This window comes from Streptomyces sp. NBC_00207, assembly GCF_045160965.1.
Taxonomy (GTDB): domain Bacteria; phylum Actinomycetota; class Actinomycetes; order Streptomycetales; family Streptomycetaceae; genus Streptomyces.
Genome location: NZ_CP130715.1, coordinates 8,920,316 through 8,936,133, shown reverse-complemented (window position 1 = coordinate 8,936,133; position 15,818 = coordinate 8,920,316). Strand labels below are relative to the sequence as shown.

The following is a 15,818-nucleotide window of genomic DNA, read 5'->3' as shown; positions in this document are numbered from 1 at the left end:
GATTCAAGGAGATCCACGATGAGAGCGAAGCTGACGGTCGTCGCCGCGTTGATTTCGGCCGCCGGGCTGACCGCCTGCAGTGCACCCCCGTCGGGCGACGGGGAGGCGTCACTGGCGAAGGTCGAGTACACAAGCCCGTCAGCCGTTCCCGCCGTTGCACCAGGTCAGGAGTTGCAGCTGCCCATCGATCCCTATCTCGTCAAGCAGGCGGAGCGTGCCCAGATCCTCAAGGCCTCGCGACTCGTGGCGGCCGACTGCATGAGGGGGTTCGGCATCGAGCTGCCCGCTCCGCCCCTCACCGGCGGGAAGGCAGCCGCCAACGAGAACGCCACGAATATGGATCGCCGGTACGGCATCTACGACGACCGCAAGGCTGCGCAGTTCGGATACAGCCTGCCCGAGCAGGTTGAGCCGGAGGGGGCCGGACAGACGCAATCCCCCCTGTCCGACGCCGAGAATCGAGTGTTCCTCGGTGACGCGGACCCTGTTCTGGAGGTCCAGCCGGGCGAGAAGTACAACGGCAAGGAAATACCGCCCGGCGGCTGTGCGGGCGAGGCGCGCCGAAAGATCGGTGACGGACTGCGGCAAGAAGTCGCAGGTGAAATCAATTTCGCAAGTTTCCAGAGGTCGCTCACGGACCCACAGGTGACCGCCGCCTTCAAGCAATGGTCGGAGTGCATGAAGGAACGCGGCTACTCCTTCAACACCCCCCTGGAGCCGTTCGAATCGGCGGGCGCCAACGGGGCAGGCGGCGAAGCCGAGACGAAGATGGCTTCGTATGACGTGGAGTGCAAGACGCGCGTCAACCTCATCGGAGCCTGGTTCGCCGTGGAGTCCGAAATCCAGAAGCAGATGATCGGGAAGCGCGAGGAAGCCCTGCACGCAGCCAGCAAGGAAAGGGAAAAGACCATCAAGAACGCCGCGGCAATGGTGGCAGCGCCGTGACGCGGGTAAAGCGTGCCATTGCCTGCGCATTCATCGCAGCCGTGACAGCCGGGTGTACGGCGCAAACACCACCGCGGCCCGCGCCGCCCACCCCTTCCCCCAGCGCGCCGTCCAGCTCGGCCCCAAGCGACGAAGCAACCTCCTTGGAGCCGCCCGCCAACCCCAAGGCTACGGAGGCGGAACGGATCCGAGGGTTGATCCAGCCCCGCGTCAACGACCTCCAACAGCGGTACGGAGAGCCGGACAAGTCTCCTTGCGCCTCGTCGCGCTTGCTAACTCCGGCCTGCGGTGACGCCGCGGGCGCCATGGCGGCCGTGTCCGGCAGTGCCCTGCGCGAGATCAAGCCCGCCCAGGACTTCCCCACCCTGCGCAATGTGGCGACGCACCTGACGAAGGCCGAGTCGGACTACCGGCGACTCGGCTGCGCCGACGGGCCGTCGGACGCCGACACGGTTGCCGCGTGCCGCAAGGCCGGAGACACGCTCGCCCGTGGACCGAGGGACCTCAACAACGCCCTTCTCGTCGCCCTCCGGGGCCAGTAGGTACAGCCGCCTGCCGGACTCACGGCCGGCGCAGACGCTGACGGTTTCTCCGGGCCCGGCACGAAACGAGCCCTCGCCCGGACAGACCTCCCTTCGACCGGGATCCGTCAGCCGACCGACGCGGACTTCAACGCGATGTCGACGCGGCTCCGTTCGGGACGGCCGCCCACGACGCCGCGACCAGGGAGCGTTCCGCCGCCGCCAGGTGGGTGGCCGCGGCCAGCCAGGCCCAGGCGTAGCCGTCGGGCGAGGGATCGGTGAGGCGGCCGAAGGCGTCGCGGGGACGGCGGTCGGCCTCGGCGGCGAGGGCGGCCGACAGGTCCGCCGCCGCGCTGAGCCCGGCCCGGCGCAGCGGGCCGTACGAGGCCACGGGCTCCGTACCGCGGGCCGCTTCGGCGACGGCGCGGCGGCCACCCGCGACCCCGGTCTCCAGCAGGCGGCGTACCCGCCACAGCGGGGAGTCGGCCAGCGGGTCCGGGCCCTCGGCCGCCGGGACCGCCCCGGGGGCTTCGGCCTGCGGCGGGAAGTGGATGCCCTGGAGGCGGTCGTAGCCGAGGTCGGCGCGGCCCAGCCATTCCCCGGGCAGCCGCAGCGTGTACGGCGCCCCCGGCACGGGGCCGACGGCGAGGGGGCGCAGCGTGGCGGCGCGGTCCAGGTCGGGGCGGCCCAGGACCCGGATCCGGAGTCCCGGGTACGCGGCGATGCGGCGCAGGTTCGCCGTGTGCGGCAGCTCCGGGTGGGGGTGCGCGGGCAGCAGCCGCAGCAGCGGTGCGTCCGGGCGGTCCTCGCGGACGAGGAGGTGTTCGCCGGCCGCGCCGACGACGGTGACGTCGCAGCCGAGCAGCGCGGACTCGGCCGCCTCCGGATCGGCCAGCAGTTCGGCGACGGCCTCGGCGGCCGGGCGGGCGAAGAGCGGCGCGGCGGGCTGCTCGGTCCAGGGCGTGCCGCGCAGCGGGGTCGCCCTGACCCCGCGGCCCGCGCCGAGGCGGCCCTCGGCGGAGACCGTCGCGCCGACGATGCGCAGGCCGCCGCGGGCGAGACCGGCGTGGTCGAGGGTGGCACCGCCGAGGGCGACGGAGGCGGAGCCGGCTCCGCGGGCCCGGGCCAGGCCGCCGGGCCGGACGTCGGACACCGAGTAGCGGGAGCCGTCGGGGGCCAGCAGGTGGGTGACGACTCCGCCGTATCCGGTGGCGGAGAGCACCGGCTCCCGGCACAGGCCGTGCACCTGGAGGCTGCCGCCGGGCGCGTAGGCGCGGCGGGCGGTGCCGGTCAGGACGGGGTCGGCCGCTCCGGAGGCCAGCAGTCCGGCGGTGTGCAGGAGTTCGCGGAAGGCTCCGGTGAGGGCGCCGAGCCGCTGTGCGGCCCGGCGCTCCCGGGCGGCGCGCAGGCCGTGTACGACCCGGAGGGCGGCGGCCTCGGCGCGCGGCAGCCCGGCGAGGCGGGCGGTGTGCGCGGCGCGCAGCAGCTCGGCCTGCACCACGGCTCCGCCGGCCGTCGCTCCGGCGGCGAGGGCCTCGGCGGCGGCGTGCCAGAGCGCGGCCGCGGCGCCGAGCTGGGCCTCGGTGAGGGCCGGCGCCGGGTCGGTGGGCACCGCGGGCGCGGGCTCCGCCGGGGGTTCCGGCGCGGGCTGCTCCGCGGGCGGTTGCACGGGGACCGTGTCCGCGAGCGGGGCCGCGCCCAGTGCGGCGGCCCGGTGGAGGCAGCGGGGTGCCAGCAGGCAGCTGCACGTGGCCTGTCCGGCCTCGGTGACCGTGCCCGCCGGACCGGGGCGCAGGGTGACGAGGGCGTCCTCGCCGAAGGCGATGGTGACGCTGCCGTCCGCCACACTGGTGGCGCCCGCGGCGCAGCTCTCGGTGGCGGCGTCCAGCTTCTTGCGCAGGCGGGCGGTGAGGTTCTCGACCGCTTCGGCGAGCACCTCGGGTGCGACGGGCGGCAGTTCGGTGCTCAACGGGACTCTCCACGGAGGCGGTCGCCCACCCAGCGGGCGAGGGCGAGGGGACTGAGGGCGGCCACGGGCATGCCGGCCGCGACGAGTTGCCGCGCGACCGGGACCGAGTACCGGGGCGTCCCCGCGTCGTCGAGCGCGGCGCAGCCCATCAGGTGGGCGCCGGAGGCGGCCAGCGCGCGGACCTCGCCGAGGAGTCCGCCGATCGGGGCGCCCTCCTCGAAGTCGCTGACCACGACGACGAGGGTGCGGCTGGGGACGGTGATCAGGGTACGGGCGTGCGCGAGACCGGCGGCGATGTGCGTACCGCCGCCGACGCGGACCTCCAGCAGCAGTGAGAGCGGGTCGTCGACGCGGTCGGTGAAGTCCACGACCTGCGTGGAGAAGGCGAGGAAGTGGGTGGACAGGGTCGGTACGCCGCCGAGCACGGCCGCGGTCAGGGCCGACCAGATGACGGAGGCCTCCATCGAGCCGGAGACGTCGACGACCAGGATCAGCCGCCAGTCGGCCTCGCGGCTCGCCCGGGTGCTGAAGACGGGCCGCTCGGGTACGACGACCACCGTGCCGTCGTCCCGGCGCCGGGTGTGCGCGAGGTTGGCGCGCAGGGTCCGGGCCAGGTCGAGCCTGCCGCCGGGGCGGCGGGTGGGGCGCGGGGTGGCGAGGCCCGAGAGGGCCGGGCGCAGGCGGGTGGCCAGCTCCTTGGCGAGCTCGTCGACCAGCCGCTTGACGAGGGGGCGCAGCCGGGCGAGTTGGGCCTCCGGGAGCCCGCCGGCCAGGGACAGTACGGAGCTCAGCAGTTCCACGGAGGGCCGTACGGCTGCCGGGTCGAGCTGGGCGAGCACGTCGGTGCGGCCCGCGTCGGCGGCGCCGGCGAGCACCTCTTCCCGTACGTCCGCTCCGAACAGCGCCTCCAGCTCCTGCGACCACTCCCGGGCGGTGGGGAAGGAGCCCTCCTGGCCGCCGCCCTGACCGGAGTCGAGGTCGGATGCGCCTTCGCCGGCCCCGGCGCCGTACAGCTCGTCCAGTGCATGGGCGTAGCGGCGGGCGCCCGCGGGCAGCCGGTCGCGCTCGCGGCCGAGCAGCAGCCGCCAGCGGTCGGCCGGGGCGAGCCGGTGTTCCTCGGCCTCGGGGGTGCGGGCGGCGGGCGGGGCGTCGGGAACGTCCGGGGCCGGGGCGGGTGCCTCCGCCTCCGGAAGCGGGAGCGCCTTGAGCGCGGCGAGTCCGGCGGCGTCGGCGGCGGCCCAGAGGGCGAGCAGGGCGGGCGAGGCGTCGAGTGTGAGGTCGAGCCGGTCGCCGAGCCGCTCGGTGACGGTGTCCAGCAGCCGGTCGCGGGCGGCGGGCGCGAGGGCGTCGAAGCCGCCGCGCAGGGCCGGGAGGCGCTCCAGGAAGTCCTGGTCGGCGAGGCGCTCGACGCGGTCGAGCAGCGGGGTCAGGGCGGCCGGGGAGGACTGCAGCAACGGCCCGGCGGCGGTGAGGAGTCCGGCGAGCCGGCGGGTCAGGGCGCGCCGGCTGTCGGGGCTGCCCGCGGCGTCGATCCACCCGGCGGCGCGGTCCCCGAGCCCGGCGGCCGGGTCGAGGTCCAGGAGGACCCGGACGGCCAGGGCCGCTCCCTGCATCAGCGGGGACGCGGAAGCGGCCAGCCCGGCGAGGGCGTCGTCCGTGCGCAGCCCGAGGTGGCGGGCGGCGGCGCGGTCGGCGAGGGCCACGAGGGCGGCCGCGTCGGCGGGGTCGTCGCTCCCGGCGAGTCCGGGCAGGGACCGTACGGCCGCTTCGAGCAGGTCGGCGGTGAGGGCGGTGGCTGTGGCGCGCGACCCGTCCGAGGTGCCGGGGAGGTGGCCGCGGTGGAGGGCCTCCAGGAGGTCGAGGGCGTCGAGGAGTTCGGGCAGGGTCGCCGTCTGCGGCAGGGTGGTGGCCGCCTCGTGGAGGCGTACGTCGACCAGCTCGGGCAGATCGCACCGCGCGGCGGCGGCCAGCCCGGCGAGGACCTGCGCCGGGGTCGGTCCGCCGTCGGCGGCGGCCCGGCGGGCGGTCTCGCGCAGGGTTCCGGCAGCGGCCTGGGCGGCGGTGACTCCGCGGACTCCGGCGAGATCGAGGCGGGCCGGGACGGAAGGCGTCCAGGACAGCCGCCACTTGGTGCCGAGGGCGGTCCCGTCGCCGGTGGCGGCGACGGTGAGCGGCTCCCCGTAGGAGGCACCGCATACGAGGAGCCGTTGCAACAGGACCTCGCGGCGGCCGTCGAGGGCGGAGCGCAGCGGGTCGAGGCGGACCTCGCGGGAGGCGGGCTCGTCGGGGCCGGGCAGGCGCAGTTCCGTCAGCTCGGCCTCGACGGAGGGGCCGAGACCGGAGCGGGGGGCGTGCGGGGTGATCCGCCCGCGGGCGGTGCCGACGAACACGGCCTCGAGGGCGCGGGCCAGCGCCCGGCCCCGGCCGAGCGGTTCGCCCTGGCCGAGCACGGTGGTGACGGCCTCGAGGATCTCGCCGCGGCCGGGCGCGGGGAGCCCGCGCAGGACGGCGAGGTCGCAGGCGAGCCGCAGGGTCTCGGCGGCCTCGCCGGTTCCGGCGGTGTGCCCGGCGCGGCGCAGCTCCCGGCAGAGCCGGGTGACGGCGACGGAGGCCGCCTCCCGGACCCGTACGGGGTCCGTGCCGGCTTCCAGGACGGCCTGCTGCCAGAGCGGATCCCGGATTCCGGCGGGGTAGCCGGAGCGGGAGTCGAGCAGATCGAAGGAGTACGGCACGAAGGAGGTGACGGCCCGCTCCGTCCCCGCGCCGGGACCGGGGTCGGCGTGCGCGGTCCCGGCGGCCCGAGGCCCCGGCACCGAGCCGGCGGCGGGCCCGGTCCCGGCATCCACGCCGACGAGGGCCGGGACGACGTCAACGGGGCCCGGGCCCACCACAGCGGCCCCGCTCCCGGCGCCCGCGCTCGCCGGGGCGACGTCCACGGGCCCGGCAGCGGCGCCTTGGCGGGCGCGGTCGGCATCGACCGGCCCGGTCCCGGCGCTCGCGCCGAGGAGGGTCGGGCCGGCAGCGACCGATCCGGCCTCCGCGTCCGCACCCGCACCCGCACGGGAGGGGTCCCCATCGGCAGGCCCGGTCCCGGCAGCCGCACCCTCGCGGGCGCGGTCCGCAGCGGTCCCGCTCCCGGCGCCCGCGTCCGCGCGCTCCGGGTCCGCGGCCGGCGCGTCCGCGCCCAGCAGGGCCGGGGCGTGGAAGGCGCCGATCACGGCGGCCACCCGGTGGCCCCCGGCGGCGGCGCCGGCGATCACGGAGCGCATGTGGGCTTCGCGCGCCAGATCCCTGGCGGGCGGGGTGGAGTCCGCGCGCAGCGCCCAGCCCACGCCGAGCGCCGCCCGCCGCACGGCTTCCGCGGAACAGCCCGGCGCGAGCACCTCGACGGCGCGGTCCCACAGGTCGTCACCGTCACGGCCGGTACCGGCGGCGGTCAGCGCATCCGCGAAGGAACTCCCCCGCCGCGCCCGCACGTCCGGCCCGAAGTCCGCCTGCGACTCCGGCTCTGCCTCCAGGGCCGGGCCGGTTCCTCCGTCCCCGTCCCCGTCCGGAACCGGAGCCGCGCCTGCGGGAGCGGGCCGGCCCGGGACCTGCCCTGCGGGCGAAGCCGGGTCCGGGCCAGGGGCCGAGCCCCCGGTCCCGCCCGGAGCCGGAGCCCGGTCCGCCGCGGCGGGCTCGGCCGTCCAGCCGGGGGACGGGAGGGGGAGGTCGCAGCAGAGGACGGTCGCGCCGGTGCGGCGGGCCCAGCGGATCGCGGCCAGTTCCGGGGAGAAGTCCGCGAACGGGTAGAACGCCAGGCGGCCGTCGCCGTCGGTGCCCGCGAGGGCGACCGGGGCCACGGTCTCCGGGTCGGCCAGATGCTCCAGCCACGGCTGGAAGTCCGCCGGGAGTTCGACGCAGACCACGTCCGCGCCCGAGGCGTCCAGCAGCTCGGGCACCACCGCGGCCAGGGCGGGGCTGTGGTGGCGTACGCCCAGCAGGTACGGCGTACGGGACGCGGCGAGCGCGGCGACGGCGGCGCGCGGGTCGGAGGTCAACGCAGGCTCCCGCGCAGGTCCCAGAGGCGGCGCCACATCGCGGAGCCGTCCTCGGCACGGCGGCGCACCGGGCCGTCCCAGTAGCCGAGGAGGCGGCCGTGGTCGGCCGGGTCGTCCTTGCGGACCACGCCCAGCAGGTGGCCCGGCAGCAGGTCCAGTACGTCCCCGCCCGGCAGGTAGGCGGCCGCGACCCCGAGCGAGGCCGCCACCTGCACGGCTTCGGCGGTGGACATGACCGTACCGGGGCGTTCGACGTCCCAGCCCTCGGCGGAGCGCCCGGAGCGCAGGTCGCGGAAGACGGTGACGAGCGCGTCGAGCACGGCGTCGTCGACCCCGAAGGCCGCGCCGGCCCGCTCGACGGCGGCGACCGCCTGCCGGCGGATCAGCGTGGCCTCGGCGTCCGCGTCGGCGATCGGGGCGACCGTCTCGAAGTTGAAGCGCCGCTTGAGGGCGGCGGACATCTCGGAGACGCCGCGGTCCCGCAGGTTGGCGGTGGCGATGACGGTGAAGCCCGGGGCCGCGGAGACCACCGCGTCCTCGGTGGCGGTCAGTTCGGGCACGCTGACGCGCCGGTCGGACAGGATCGACACCAGTGCGTCCTGCACCTCGGGCAGGCAGCGGGTGATCTCCTCGACGCGGACCACGCGTCCGGTGCGCATGGCGGAGAGCACCGGGGAGTCGACGAGGGCGCCTGAGCTCGGCCCCTGTGCGAGCAGCAGCGCGTAGTTCCAGCCGTAGCGGAAGGCGTCTTCCGTGGTACCGGCCGTGCCCTGGACTGTGAGGGCGCTGGTACCGCTGACGGCGGCGGCCAGCAGTTCGGACAGCATCGACTTGGCGGTGCCGGGCTCGCCGGTGAGGAGCAGGCCGCGCTCTCCGGCGAGGGTGACGACGCAGCGCTCCACCAGGGCGCGTTCGCCGACGAACTTGGGGGCGATGGCCAGCTTGGAGGGGAGCCCGGCGCGCCCCTTCGGCAGGGCCAGTTCGGCTCCGTCACTGCCGCAGACGAAGGTGACGACGGCGCGCGGGGTCAGGGCCCAGCCGGGCGGGCGGGGGCCGGGGTCCTGGGCGGCGAGGAAGTCGAGCTCGGCGGCGTGACGCTCCTCGGCGGGCAGCACCTGCCGGGGGGCGGGGACGGATGGTGCGGTGACGGTCATCGGGGTCCTCTGGAACGTGAGCGGGGAACGGGGAACGGGGAACAAGGAAGGGGAAAACGGGTACCGGGTACCCGGCAGGCGTGCCGCGTGCGGGCCGGGGGCGCGGCGCACCCCTGGGGAGGTGCGCCGCGCCGAAGGGGCCCGGGCGGCCGGTGGTTCAGCGGCGGCGGGCGCGGGTGCGCTTCACCTTGAGCTCCTCGAAGCGCGGCACGTCGCCCTCCCGGACCCGCTGCCAGGCCCGGCGGTAGAGGTCGGCGGCCGGTTCGGCCGGGGTGAGCACGCCGAGCAGCGGCCGCTCACCGGCGCCCAGACCGTACATCGGCAGCTTCCACTGCTCCACCGGCAGGGTCGGCGAGGCCATTTCGGCCCATCCGCCCGGCAGGAACAGCGAGCGCCCGGCCCGGGTGCGGCCGGCCGACACCACCAGGTCGGTGGCGGCCAGTTCGGCGCGGGCGGCCTTGAGGCGGGCGGGCTTCCAGCCCGTCCACCGCGCGGTGTTGCGGTCGGTGGGGTCGGGCATGGCGAGCAGGACGAGGTACACGGTGGCCGCGTCGGCGCCGAGACCGTGCGCCGCGCTCACCTCCTCGACCAGCTCGGGAACGGAGCGGCTCGGGTCCTGCGGCCACCAGGTGCCGTCGGCGTCCGCCGCGCCGGCGGCGGGGGCGCCCGGGTCGGCGAGGAAGGCCGCGAAGCGCGGGTCGTGGACGGTCCGCAGGGCCGTCTCGACCGCGGAGGGCCGCTGTTCGGCGCCGCGCAGCGCCGGGAGGTAGGGGTCGGAGCCGGTGGAGTCCAGCAGGGCCGGGCGCAGTGCGGGCTTGGGCTGGTCGTCGTGGGTGGCCATGACGACTGCGCCGTAGCGCTCGTATCCCTCACCGGTTTCGGTCGGTGTGCCCGCTGCCTTCCGGAAGTCGGGCAGGCTGGTGTAGTGCCCGATTTCGAGGAGCAGTTCGGGCGCGGCGAGCCGCTGCCGTACGGCGGTCAGCGCGGGCGGCAGGGCCGCTCGTACGGGGTCTCCGGCGGGCAGCCGGTGCGCCAGCCAGGCCGCGGTGGCCACGGTCCCGGTCAGGACGCTCGCGGTGAAGGGGTGGGTGGCCGGATCGCGGGGCTCCACGTGGTCGCCCTTCACCGTCCAGGCCACGTCGACGGAGAGTTCGCGCGAGGCCGCCGGGTCGAGCAGTGCGCCCAGGCCCCGGTGCGCGGCCCAGCCCCGGCCGACGGCGCGTGCAGCCTCGGTGGCCAGCCAGTCGGGTACGCGGGTACGGCGGCCCACGCGCCGGTTCCACACCTCCGCGGCGGCGGACACGTCGGGCCCCTCGCTCCACAGCTTCGCCGGATCGGCGGGCAGCAGGGCGGCGACCACGGCGCGGCGCACTTCGGCGTCGAGGTTCTTGAGCTCGTCGCGGGCGTGGGCCGCGTCGGTGGCCTTGACCCCGAGGGCGGTGCGCAGCTCCGCGGGCAGGAAGTTGCGCTCGTAGGTGTCGGTGTGCGGGAGTCCGGCGATCACCAGGCGGGCGAGGGCGCCGGGGACTCCGGTGAGCCGGGAGAACTCCTCCGCGGCTTCCGGGCTGAAGGGTGCCGGGCCGTGTTCGGCGGCTGCGGCGAGGAAGTCGGCCAGCCAGCCGGGTCCCCGTTCGCGGTCGCCGAGCGGGGTCTCGCCGCGCACGGTGTAGGGGCCGGGGACGGTGAAGCGGCCGGTGGGGTCGTGCAGCAGGGCGCCGAACTCGTGGCCGTAGGGCACGGATTCGCTGTGCTCGGTCAGGGCGAGGACGGCTCCGCCGCCCAGCGGCAGCACACCACGGTGGTGGAGGTTGCGTGACAGGCCGTCGGGGCCGGTCAGGTGGGCGCGGTCGAGGTGGAGCACGACGCGGCGCCAGCGGGCGGCGGAGCCCTCCGCGGAGGCCAGGCCCAGGGCGTCGACCGCGCCGAGCAGGGTGACCAGGGCGGCCCGCTGTTCGTCGGTGGCCGACACGGTGGCGGCGCGGTAGGCGGCTGCCGCGGGCTCGTCGAGCAACGGCGTCCAGGAGAGGGTGCTGTGCGTCAGCGCGGGCACGTCGAAGTGGAGCCTGCCGGGCACTTCCGTGTCGCCGGTCCGCGCGCAGGCGGCGCGGAGTTCGCTCAGGAAGTGGTGGGCGCCGTCCTCGTCGCCGCCCCAGCGGTAGTACCCGGAGCCGATGAGCCCGCTCAGCGCGTCGCCGAGCAGCCGGTCGCTGGGTCCGTGCTCGCGCTCCTCGGCGGGGGCGTCGTCCGGGTGGAGCCGGGCGGCGACCGCGTCCAGGGCCTTCTGCTGGGTGAGGGTGAAGCGCAGTACCTCGACGATGCCGCCGATCAGCTTCGAGGCGGTGACCCGGGGCAGGGCCGCGCTCACGAGGCCGGGCAGGTCGGTGACCTTCTCGGCTGTGGCGGCGGCCTTCAGCAGTGCGGCGACGGTCTCGCGGTCGGCGGAGCGCAGTGCGGCCGAGCCTTCGACGTCACGGGGGCGCAGGGCGTACCAGTGCGACAGCGGCGGGAGGTCCACGCTGCCCGTGCCGAAGGCGGAGCGGCGGTGGTGGTCGCCGCGCGAGCGGGCGGTGACCACGCCGTCGGGGTCGCTGATGCTGAGCTCCTGCCAGTGCTGCGACAGGGCGCGCGGCCGGTCGTCGCCGGGGAAGGCGAGCGCGGCGAGGGGCATGTCGCGTCCCTCGGGGACGGTGACGGTGCGGCCGCCGGTGTCGGTGCCCTCCCAGCCGTGGCCGGCGAGGCGGACGGTGCGCCAGCCGAGCAGGCCGCCGGCGGGGGCGCCGAGCACGGAGCCGGCGACGGTGGGCGCAGGCCGCAGCCAGTTGGAGTGGCCGCTGTGGCGGGCGTTGTCCGGGTGCGCGTACAGGGCGTCGGCGAGGAACCCGGGCAGGGAGATCCGGCCGTACGCCGCGCCTGCGGGGTCGTACTCGCGCCAGCCGGCCTCGTTCTTCTCGTCGCGCCGCTGCCACACCCAGTACGAGGTGCCGTCGGACAGCAGGGACCGCTCGTCGGGCAGCTTCGTGTCGCCGCGGTGCAGGACGCCGCCGCCGGTGGCGCGGCCGCCTCCGGGGAGCGGCAGGGAGATGTGCTCGCTGCGCAGCGACCAGTGGTTGCGGTCGGTGTCCAGGGTGAAGACGGTCTGGGGTGCGGAGTGCCAGTAGCCCTCCGTCCGGTTGGTGCTCCAGGAGGACCAGAAGACCAGCAGGTCGCCGTCGACGTAGTGGAATCCGTGCCGGTACTCGGACCCGGTGGGGACGCGCAGGTCGTGGGTGAGGACGGTGGAGTCGGCGTCGATGACGCGGACCTCGGCCTGGTTGGCGACGATCAGGTACGGCCAGGCTTCCATCACCGTCAGGCCGTGGCGGCTCTGGCCGGGGCTCAGTTCGGCGAGGGCGCTCTCCCAGGAGGGCCAGGCGAGTTCTTCGAAGAGGCCGCCGCGCAGGGTGCGGGCGAGGGTCTCGGCGAGGTCGGCGGCGGCCGCGGCGGCCACTTCCCCGGGGGCGAGTTCGAGGGCTTCGGTGGGCAGCCAGGTCAGGCGCCGGATGGCTTCCGGTACTCCGGGCAGGCCGGCGGCGGTGGAGGCGCGGGCGACTTCGCGCATCCACTCGGTCAGGAGCGGGCGGCCACCGGGCGACTCGGCGACGCGCCGGATGACCTGGACGCCTTCGCCGTTGCCGCCGAGGGCGTTCAGCGCCCGGCGGAAGGCGGGGTGGAACCGCTGGTCCCCGGCGAGGGCGAGCAGGTCGCGGCGCTGCTCGGAGCGGGCCCAGCCGGTCAGGTTCAGCTGGTCGTGCCGGTGCCGCTTGTTCTCGGGGTCCGGGTCGGGGTCGGCGACCGGGATCTCCAGGGCGAGCAGCAGGTCGAGGAGGTCGGCGTCCTCGACTCCGACGCGCAGGCCCGTTTCCCGGCCGGGCCGGGCGAGTTCGGTGCGCAGCTGCTCCGCGCTGCGCTCGACCACGTCGAGGAGGACGTCGAGGGTGGGGCGCACGCCCCAGCCGGTGTGGCGGGCGGCGTGGAAGCGCTCCAGCCAGCCGGCGGTGCCGTCGGCGCACCGCTGCTCGGCGGGCAGGTCCTCGCCGGCCAGCCCGGCGGTCGCGCCGGACTCCTCCAGGATCTCCAGCCACAGGGTGGTGAGCTCGTCACCGCCTCCGGGCGGGGTCAGTCCGAGGAGCGTGCCGCGTACGGCGGGAACGCGGTGGGCGAGCGCGACGAGGGCTGCGCGGTGGGCCTTCCACCAGCCGAGCGCGGCGCGCAGGGTGGCGGGCAGTGGCAGCAGTTCGGCGAGGTAGTCCTGCTCGGCCTCGGTTCCGGTGAGGCCCGCGGCGCGGGCGAGGCGGCGCAGTTCGACGGCGGCCTGGGCGGAGGGCGGCAGCCCGCCGGCGGTGCGGCGCACGCACAGGCGGCGGAAGCGCTCGTGGGCCTCGGCGGGGGTGACGCGGCCGGCCAGGGCCTTGGCGTAGCCGGTGAGGACCTTCACCGGCAGGGCGCCGGCCAGGGCGAATTCGAGGAAGACGGAGTCGAGGCGGTCTTCGTCGATGGCGAGGCCGTGCTGGGCCTCGGCCGTGCGGGCGCGGCCGAACAGCTGGGCGGCGTAGGTGGTGTTCTCGACGGCGAGGAAGATGCGGGCCGCCTGCTCGTGGAAGACGGGCAGGAAGTGCGGGACGGAGGCGGCGAGGCGGTCGGCCAGTTCCTGGCAGGCGTCCAGGGCGGCCTTGGGCTTGGTCTTGGCCTGCCGGGCGACCCGGTCCAGTTCGGGGACGACGGCGAGGGCGTGGTGGCCGTCCTCGGGGTGGTGCACGAGGACCCATTCGGGGAAGCCGAGTGCCTGGCGCCGGCTCAGGCCGACGACGGGGGGCTCGCCCTCTGCGCGTACGAGTCCCAGGAAGCCGGCGGCGAGGTCCTCGGCCGGGCCCAGTTCGGCGGGCGCGAGACGGACGACGACGCGGTCGTCGCCGAGTCCGGGATGGCGGTAGGAACGGGCCGTCAGGGCGACGGCGGTGGGGCCGGCGCCCTCGGTGTCGTGCGGCAGTACGGCGCCGGCCTTGAGCAGCAGTTCGGCCGTGTTCATCGCGGTGTCCTTCTGGTTGGTGCTCATGCGTTCCCGCCCTCCTCGATCTTGCGCCCGGCGTACAGCGCCGCGGCCATCCGCATGCCTTCGGACCAGGCCACCGGTCCGACGGCGGCCAGGGGTACCGTCCGGCCGTTCTCGTCGTGCCAGCTCAGGGCGCCGGTGGTGGTCTCGTCCTCGTAGTAGGGCTCGCCGATCCACACCGCCGCCTCCGCGCCGGCGCCCGAGTCGCGGACCTTGCAGGTGGCGTAGCCGCCGGAGACCCGGTAGCCGAGGCCGGTGGCCCGGGCGGCGAGGCTGAAGCGGGTGGGGAAGACCCCGCCCGCGTAGTCGCGGACCTCGGTGGCGGTGGCGGTGAGCCCGTCCGGCTTCTGCCACGTCGCGCGGTGGATCTGCTCGACGCGCTGGACGATGCCCAGCTCGGCCGCGAAGTCCCGTACGTCGTCCAGGTCCGGCAGCAGCACCGGGTGGGGCAGGGTCACCGTGCTCGGGGAGAGCCGTACGGTCTCGCCGTCGAGGTTGACCACCTTCAGTTCACCGGAGGCGGTGGCGTCCCGCAGGAAGCCCACCTCGTCCGGGTCGTCACCGACGACGGCGATGTCGCGCAGGGCGTGCTGCCAGGCCTCGTCCGGCCAGACCCGGGCGAGCAGTGCGGTCGGCACGGGCAGTGAGGACACCATCCAGCCGTCGACCTGCGCCACGCAGGCGGCCTCGTGCCGGTCGAGCCATTCGGCGAGCCGGCGCAGCCGGTCCACCTCGGGATGGTCCTTCAGCGCCTTCGGCAGCGTCTTCAACTGCCGTCCCGCAGTCCGGCCGGTGGTGGACCTCGCCGCCACCCGTCCCTCCACCAGGGCGATCTCGTACCCCTCGCCCGCCGCCAGCCATGCCATCAGCCCGTGCCCCTCCGCCTGTCACCTACGGTTCCGCGCAGCCCTGACAGGGGGGAACGAACCCCCCTGAGCTGCGGTATGCCGGGAGACTAGCGAGCCCCACTGACAACGCCCGCCGGAGGGTCCATGGCTGGTTTTATGTCCGGTTCTGGGTAGTCTTCCGGGGACAGTTGCGCAGTGGAGCCGACTCGGGGTGGGGTTATGGGACGTCAGATAGGTGTGCCCGGTGCGGTCCTGGCGGCCGTACTGCTGGCGGCCGCGGCCGGCTGCTCCGGTCCGGCGGCGACGAGCGGCGGTGGCGGGGACGCGAAGCCGTCCGCCCCGCGGACCGGACAGTCCTCGAAGGCGAAGCCTGATTCCAAACCGGATTCCAAGCCTGGCGGCGGGGACGTGCTGCCGGGGATGGTCGGCGCCGACGTGGCGCGGACCCGGTTGGAGGCGCTGAAGGTGGCGCCGGTGGGCACGATGACCGGCTACAGCCGGGACAAGTTCACGCACTGGGCCCAGCAGGGCAACAAGTGCGACACCCGCGAGGTCATCCTGGAGCGCGACGGCTCCGGCGTCACGCGGGACGCGGAGTGCCGGGCGGTGTCCGGCACCTGGAAGAGCCTGTACGACGGCGTGGTCGTCACCGACGCCTCGAAGATGGACATCGACCACATGGTCCCGCTCGCCGAGGGGTGGCGCTCCGGTGCGGCCGGCTGGGACGCCGCCAAGCGCAAGGCCTTCGCCAACGACCTGACCAACCCTCAGCTGCTCGCCGTGACGGCGGCCTCGAACCGCTCCAAGGGCGACCAGAGCCCGGACCTGTGGCAGCCGCCGGACAAGTCGAGCTGGTGCCAGTACGGGCGGGCCTGGACCACCGTGAAGTCGGCGTACGGGCTGACCGTCACCGAACCGGAGAAGAAGATGCTCACGACGATGCTCGACACCTGCACCTCATGACCGGAGCGCACCAACGGCAGTGGCAGGACCGGGTGACCGCCGGGCCCGGCGGCGCCATGACCGACGAGGTGGGCGTCATCACCGGCCCCCTCATCCTGTGCACCACCGCCGTCGCCGGGGACCTGGCCCGCTTCGACGTCCAGTACGAGGGCGCCGAGGAGTGGTACACGCTCAGCGGCAGCCCGCTCCCCCACCACGGCGATCCGGCCGCCCTGCACGCCGCCGCGCTCGCCGCGGTCCGCCGGGGCGGCGCGGCCCAAGCCCCCGGAACCGCGCCCGCCTGAGAGGG

General features: G+C 75.7%; 9 protein-coding genes. 4 read left to right on the top strand and 5 right to left on the bottom strand.

Going from position 1 to position 15,818, the window contains the following annotated elements; genetic code table 11:
* The first annotated feature begins 18 nt into the window (after positions 1–18).
* Positions 19–945, top strand: coding sequence for a hypothetical protein (locus OG472_RS41250; protein ID WP_405834392.1), 927 nt, complete (start codon positions 19–21; stop codon positions 943–945).
* A 314-nt stretch (positions 946–1,259) separates the two neighbouring features.
* Complete coding sequence (locus OG472_RS41245) at positions 1,260–1,487, top strand: hypothetical protein (protein ID WP_401613429.1); 228 nt, start codon at positions 1,260–1,262, stop codon at positions 1,485–1,487.
* Between the two features lie 127 nt (positions 1,488–1,614).
* Here OG472_RS41245 and OG472_RS41240 read toward each other — a convergent pair whose 3' ends face one another.
* From OG472_RS41240 to OG472_RS41220, 5 genes are all read right to left on the bottom strand, one after another.
* Entirely contained in the window at positions 1,615–3,435 is a 1,821-nt protein-coding gene (locus OG472_RS41240) for a hypothetical protein (protein ID WP_405942980.1), read from the bottom strand.
* A complete protein-coding gene (locus OG472_RS41235) occupies positions 3,432–7,475 on the bottom strand; it encodes a DUF5682 family protein (RefSeq protein WP_405942979.1) in 4,044 nt (1,347 codons plus the stop codon). The genes OG472_RS41240 and OG472_RS41235 overlap by 4 nt, the downstream gene beginning before the upstream one ends.
* Positions 7,472–8,629, bottom strand: coding sequence for an AAA family ATPase (locus tag OG472_RS41230; RefSeq protein ID WP_405942978.1), 1,158 nt, complete (start codon positions 8,627–8,629; stop codon positions 7,472–7,474). Before OG472_RS41230 ends, OG472_RS41235 begins: the two co-directional genes overlap by 4 nt.
* A gap of 157 nt (positions 8,630–8,786) precedes the next feature.
* Complete coding sequence (locus OG472_RS41225) at positions 8,787–13,721, bottom strand: DNA-binding protein (protein WP_405942977.1); 4,935 nt, start codon at positions 13,719–13,721, stop codon at positions 8,787–8,789.
* Positions 13,718–14,584, bottom strand: a complete 867-nt coding sequence (locus OG472_RS41220; protein WP_401613439.1) for a DUF4132 domain-containing protein — start codon at positions 14,582–14,584, stop codon at positions 13,718–13,720. Before OG472_RS41220 ends, OG472_RS41225 begins: the two co-directional genes overlap by 4 nt.
* Before the next feature lie 201 nt (positions 14,585–14,785).
* Here OG472_RS41220 and OG472_RS41215 point away from each other — a divergent pair, with 201 nt between their 5' ends.
* Together OG472_RS41215 and OG472_RS41210 are read left to right on the top strand one after the other, a co-directional pair.
* Positions 14,786–15,529, top strand: coding sequence for an HNH endonuclease family protein (locus tag OG472_RS41215; protein WP_405942976.1), 744 nt, complete (start codon positions 14,786–14,788; stop codon positions 15,527–15,529).
* Positions 15,526–15,813, top strand: a complete 288-nt coding sequence (locus OG472_RS41210) for a hypothetical protein (RefSeq protein WP_401613443.1) — start codon at positions 15,526–15,528, stop codon at positions 15,811–15,813. Before OG472_RS41215 ends, OG472_RS41210 begins: the two co-directional genes overlap by 4 nt.
* The last annotated feature ends 5 nt before the right edge of the window (positions 15,814–15,818 follow it).

Excerpts from the sequence above, each read along its gene's own strand:
- OG472_RS41250 (WP_405834392.1), top strand. The coding sequence starts at position 19 with ATGAGAGCGAAGCTGACGGTCGTCGCCGCGTTGATTTCGGCCGCCGGG.
- OG472_RS41230 (WP_405942978.1), bottom strand. The coding sequence starts at position 8,629 with ATGACCGTCACCGCACCATCCGTCCCCGCCCCCCGGCAGGTGCTGCCC.
- OG472_RS41225 (WP_405942977.1), bottom strand. The coding sequence starts at position 13,721 with ATGAGCACCAACCAGAAGGACACCGCGATGAACACGGCCGAACTGCTG.
- OG472_RS41220 (WP_401613439.1), bottom strand. The coding sequence starts at position 14,584 with ATGGCATGGCTGGCGGCGGGCGAGGGGTACGAGATCGCCCTGGTGGAG.
- OG472_RS41215 (WP_405942976.1), top strand. The coding sequence starts at position 14,786 with ATGGGACGTCAGATAGGTGTGCCCGGTGCGGTCCTGGCGGCCGTACTG.
- OG472_RS41210 (WP_401613443.1), top strand. The coding sequence starts at position 15,526 with ATGACCGGAGCGCACCAACGGCAGTGGCAGGACCGGGTGACCGCCGGG.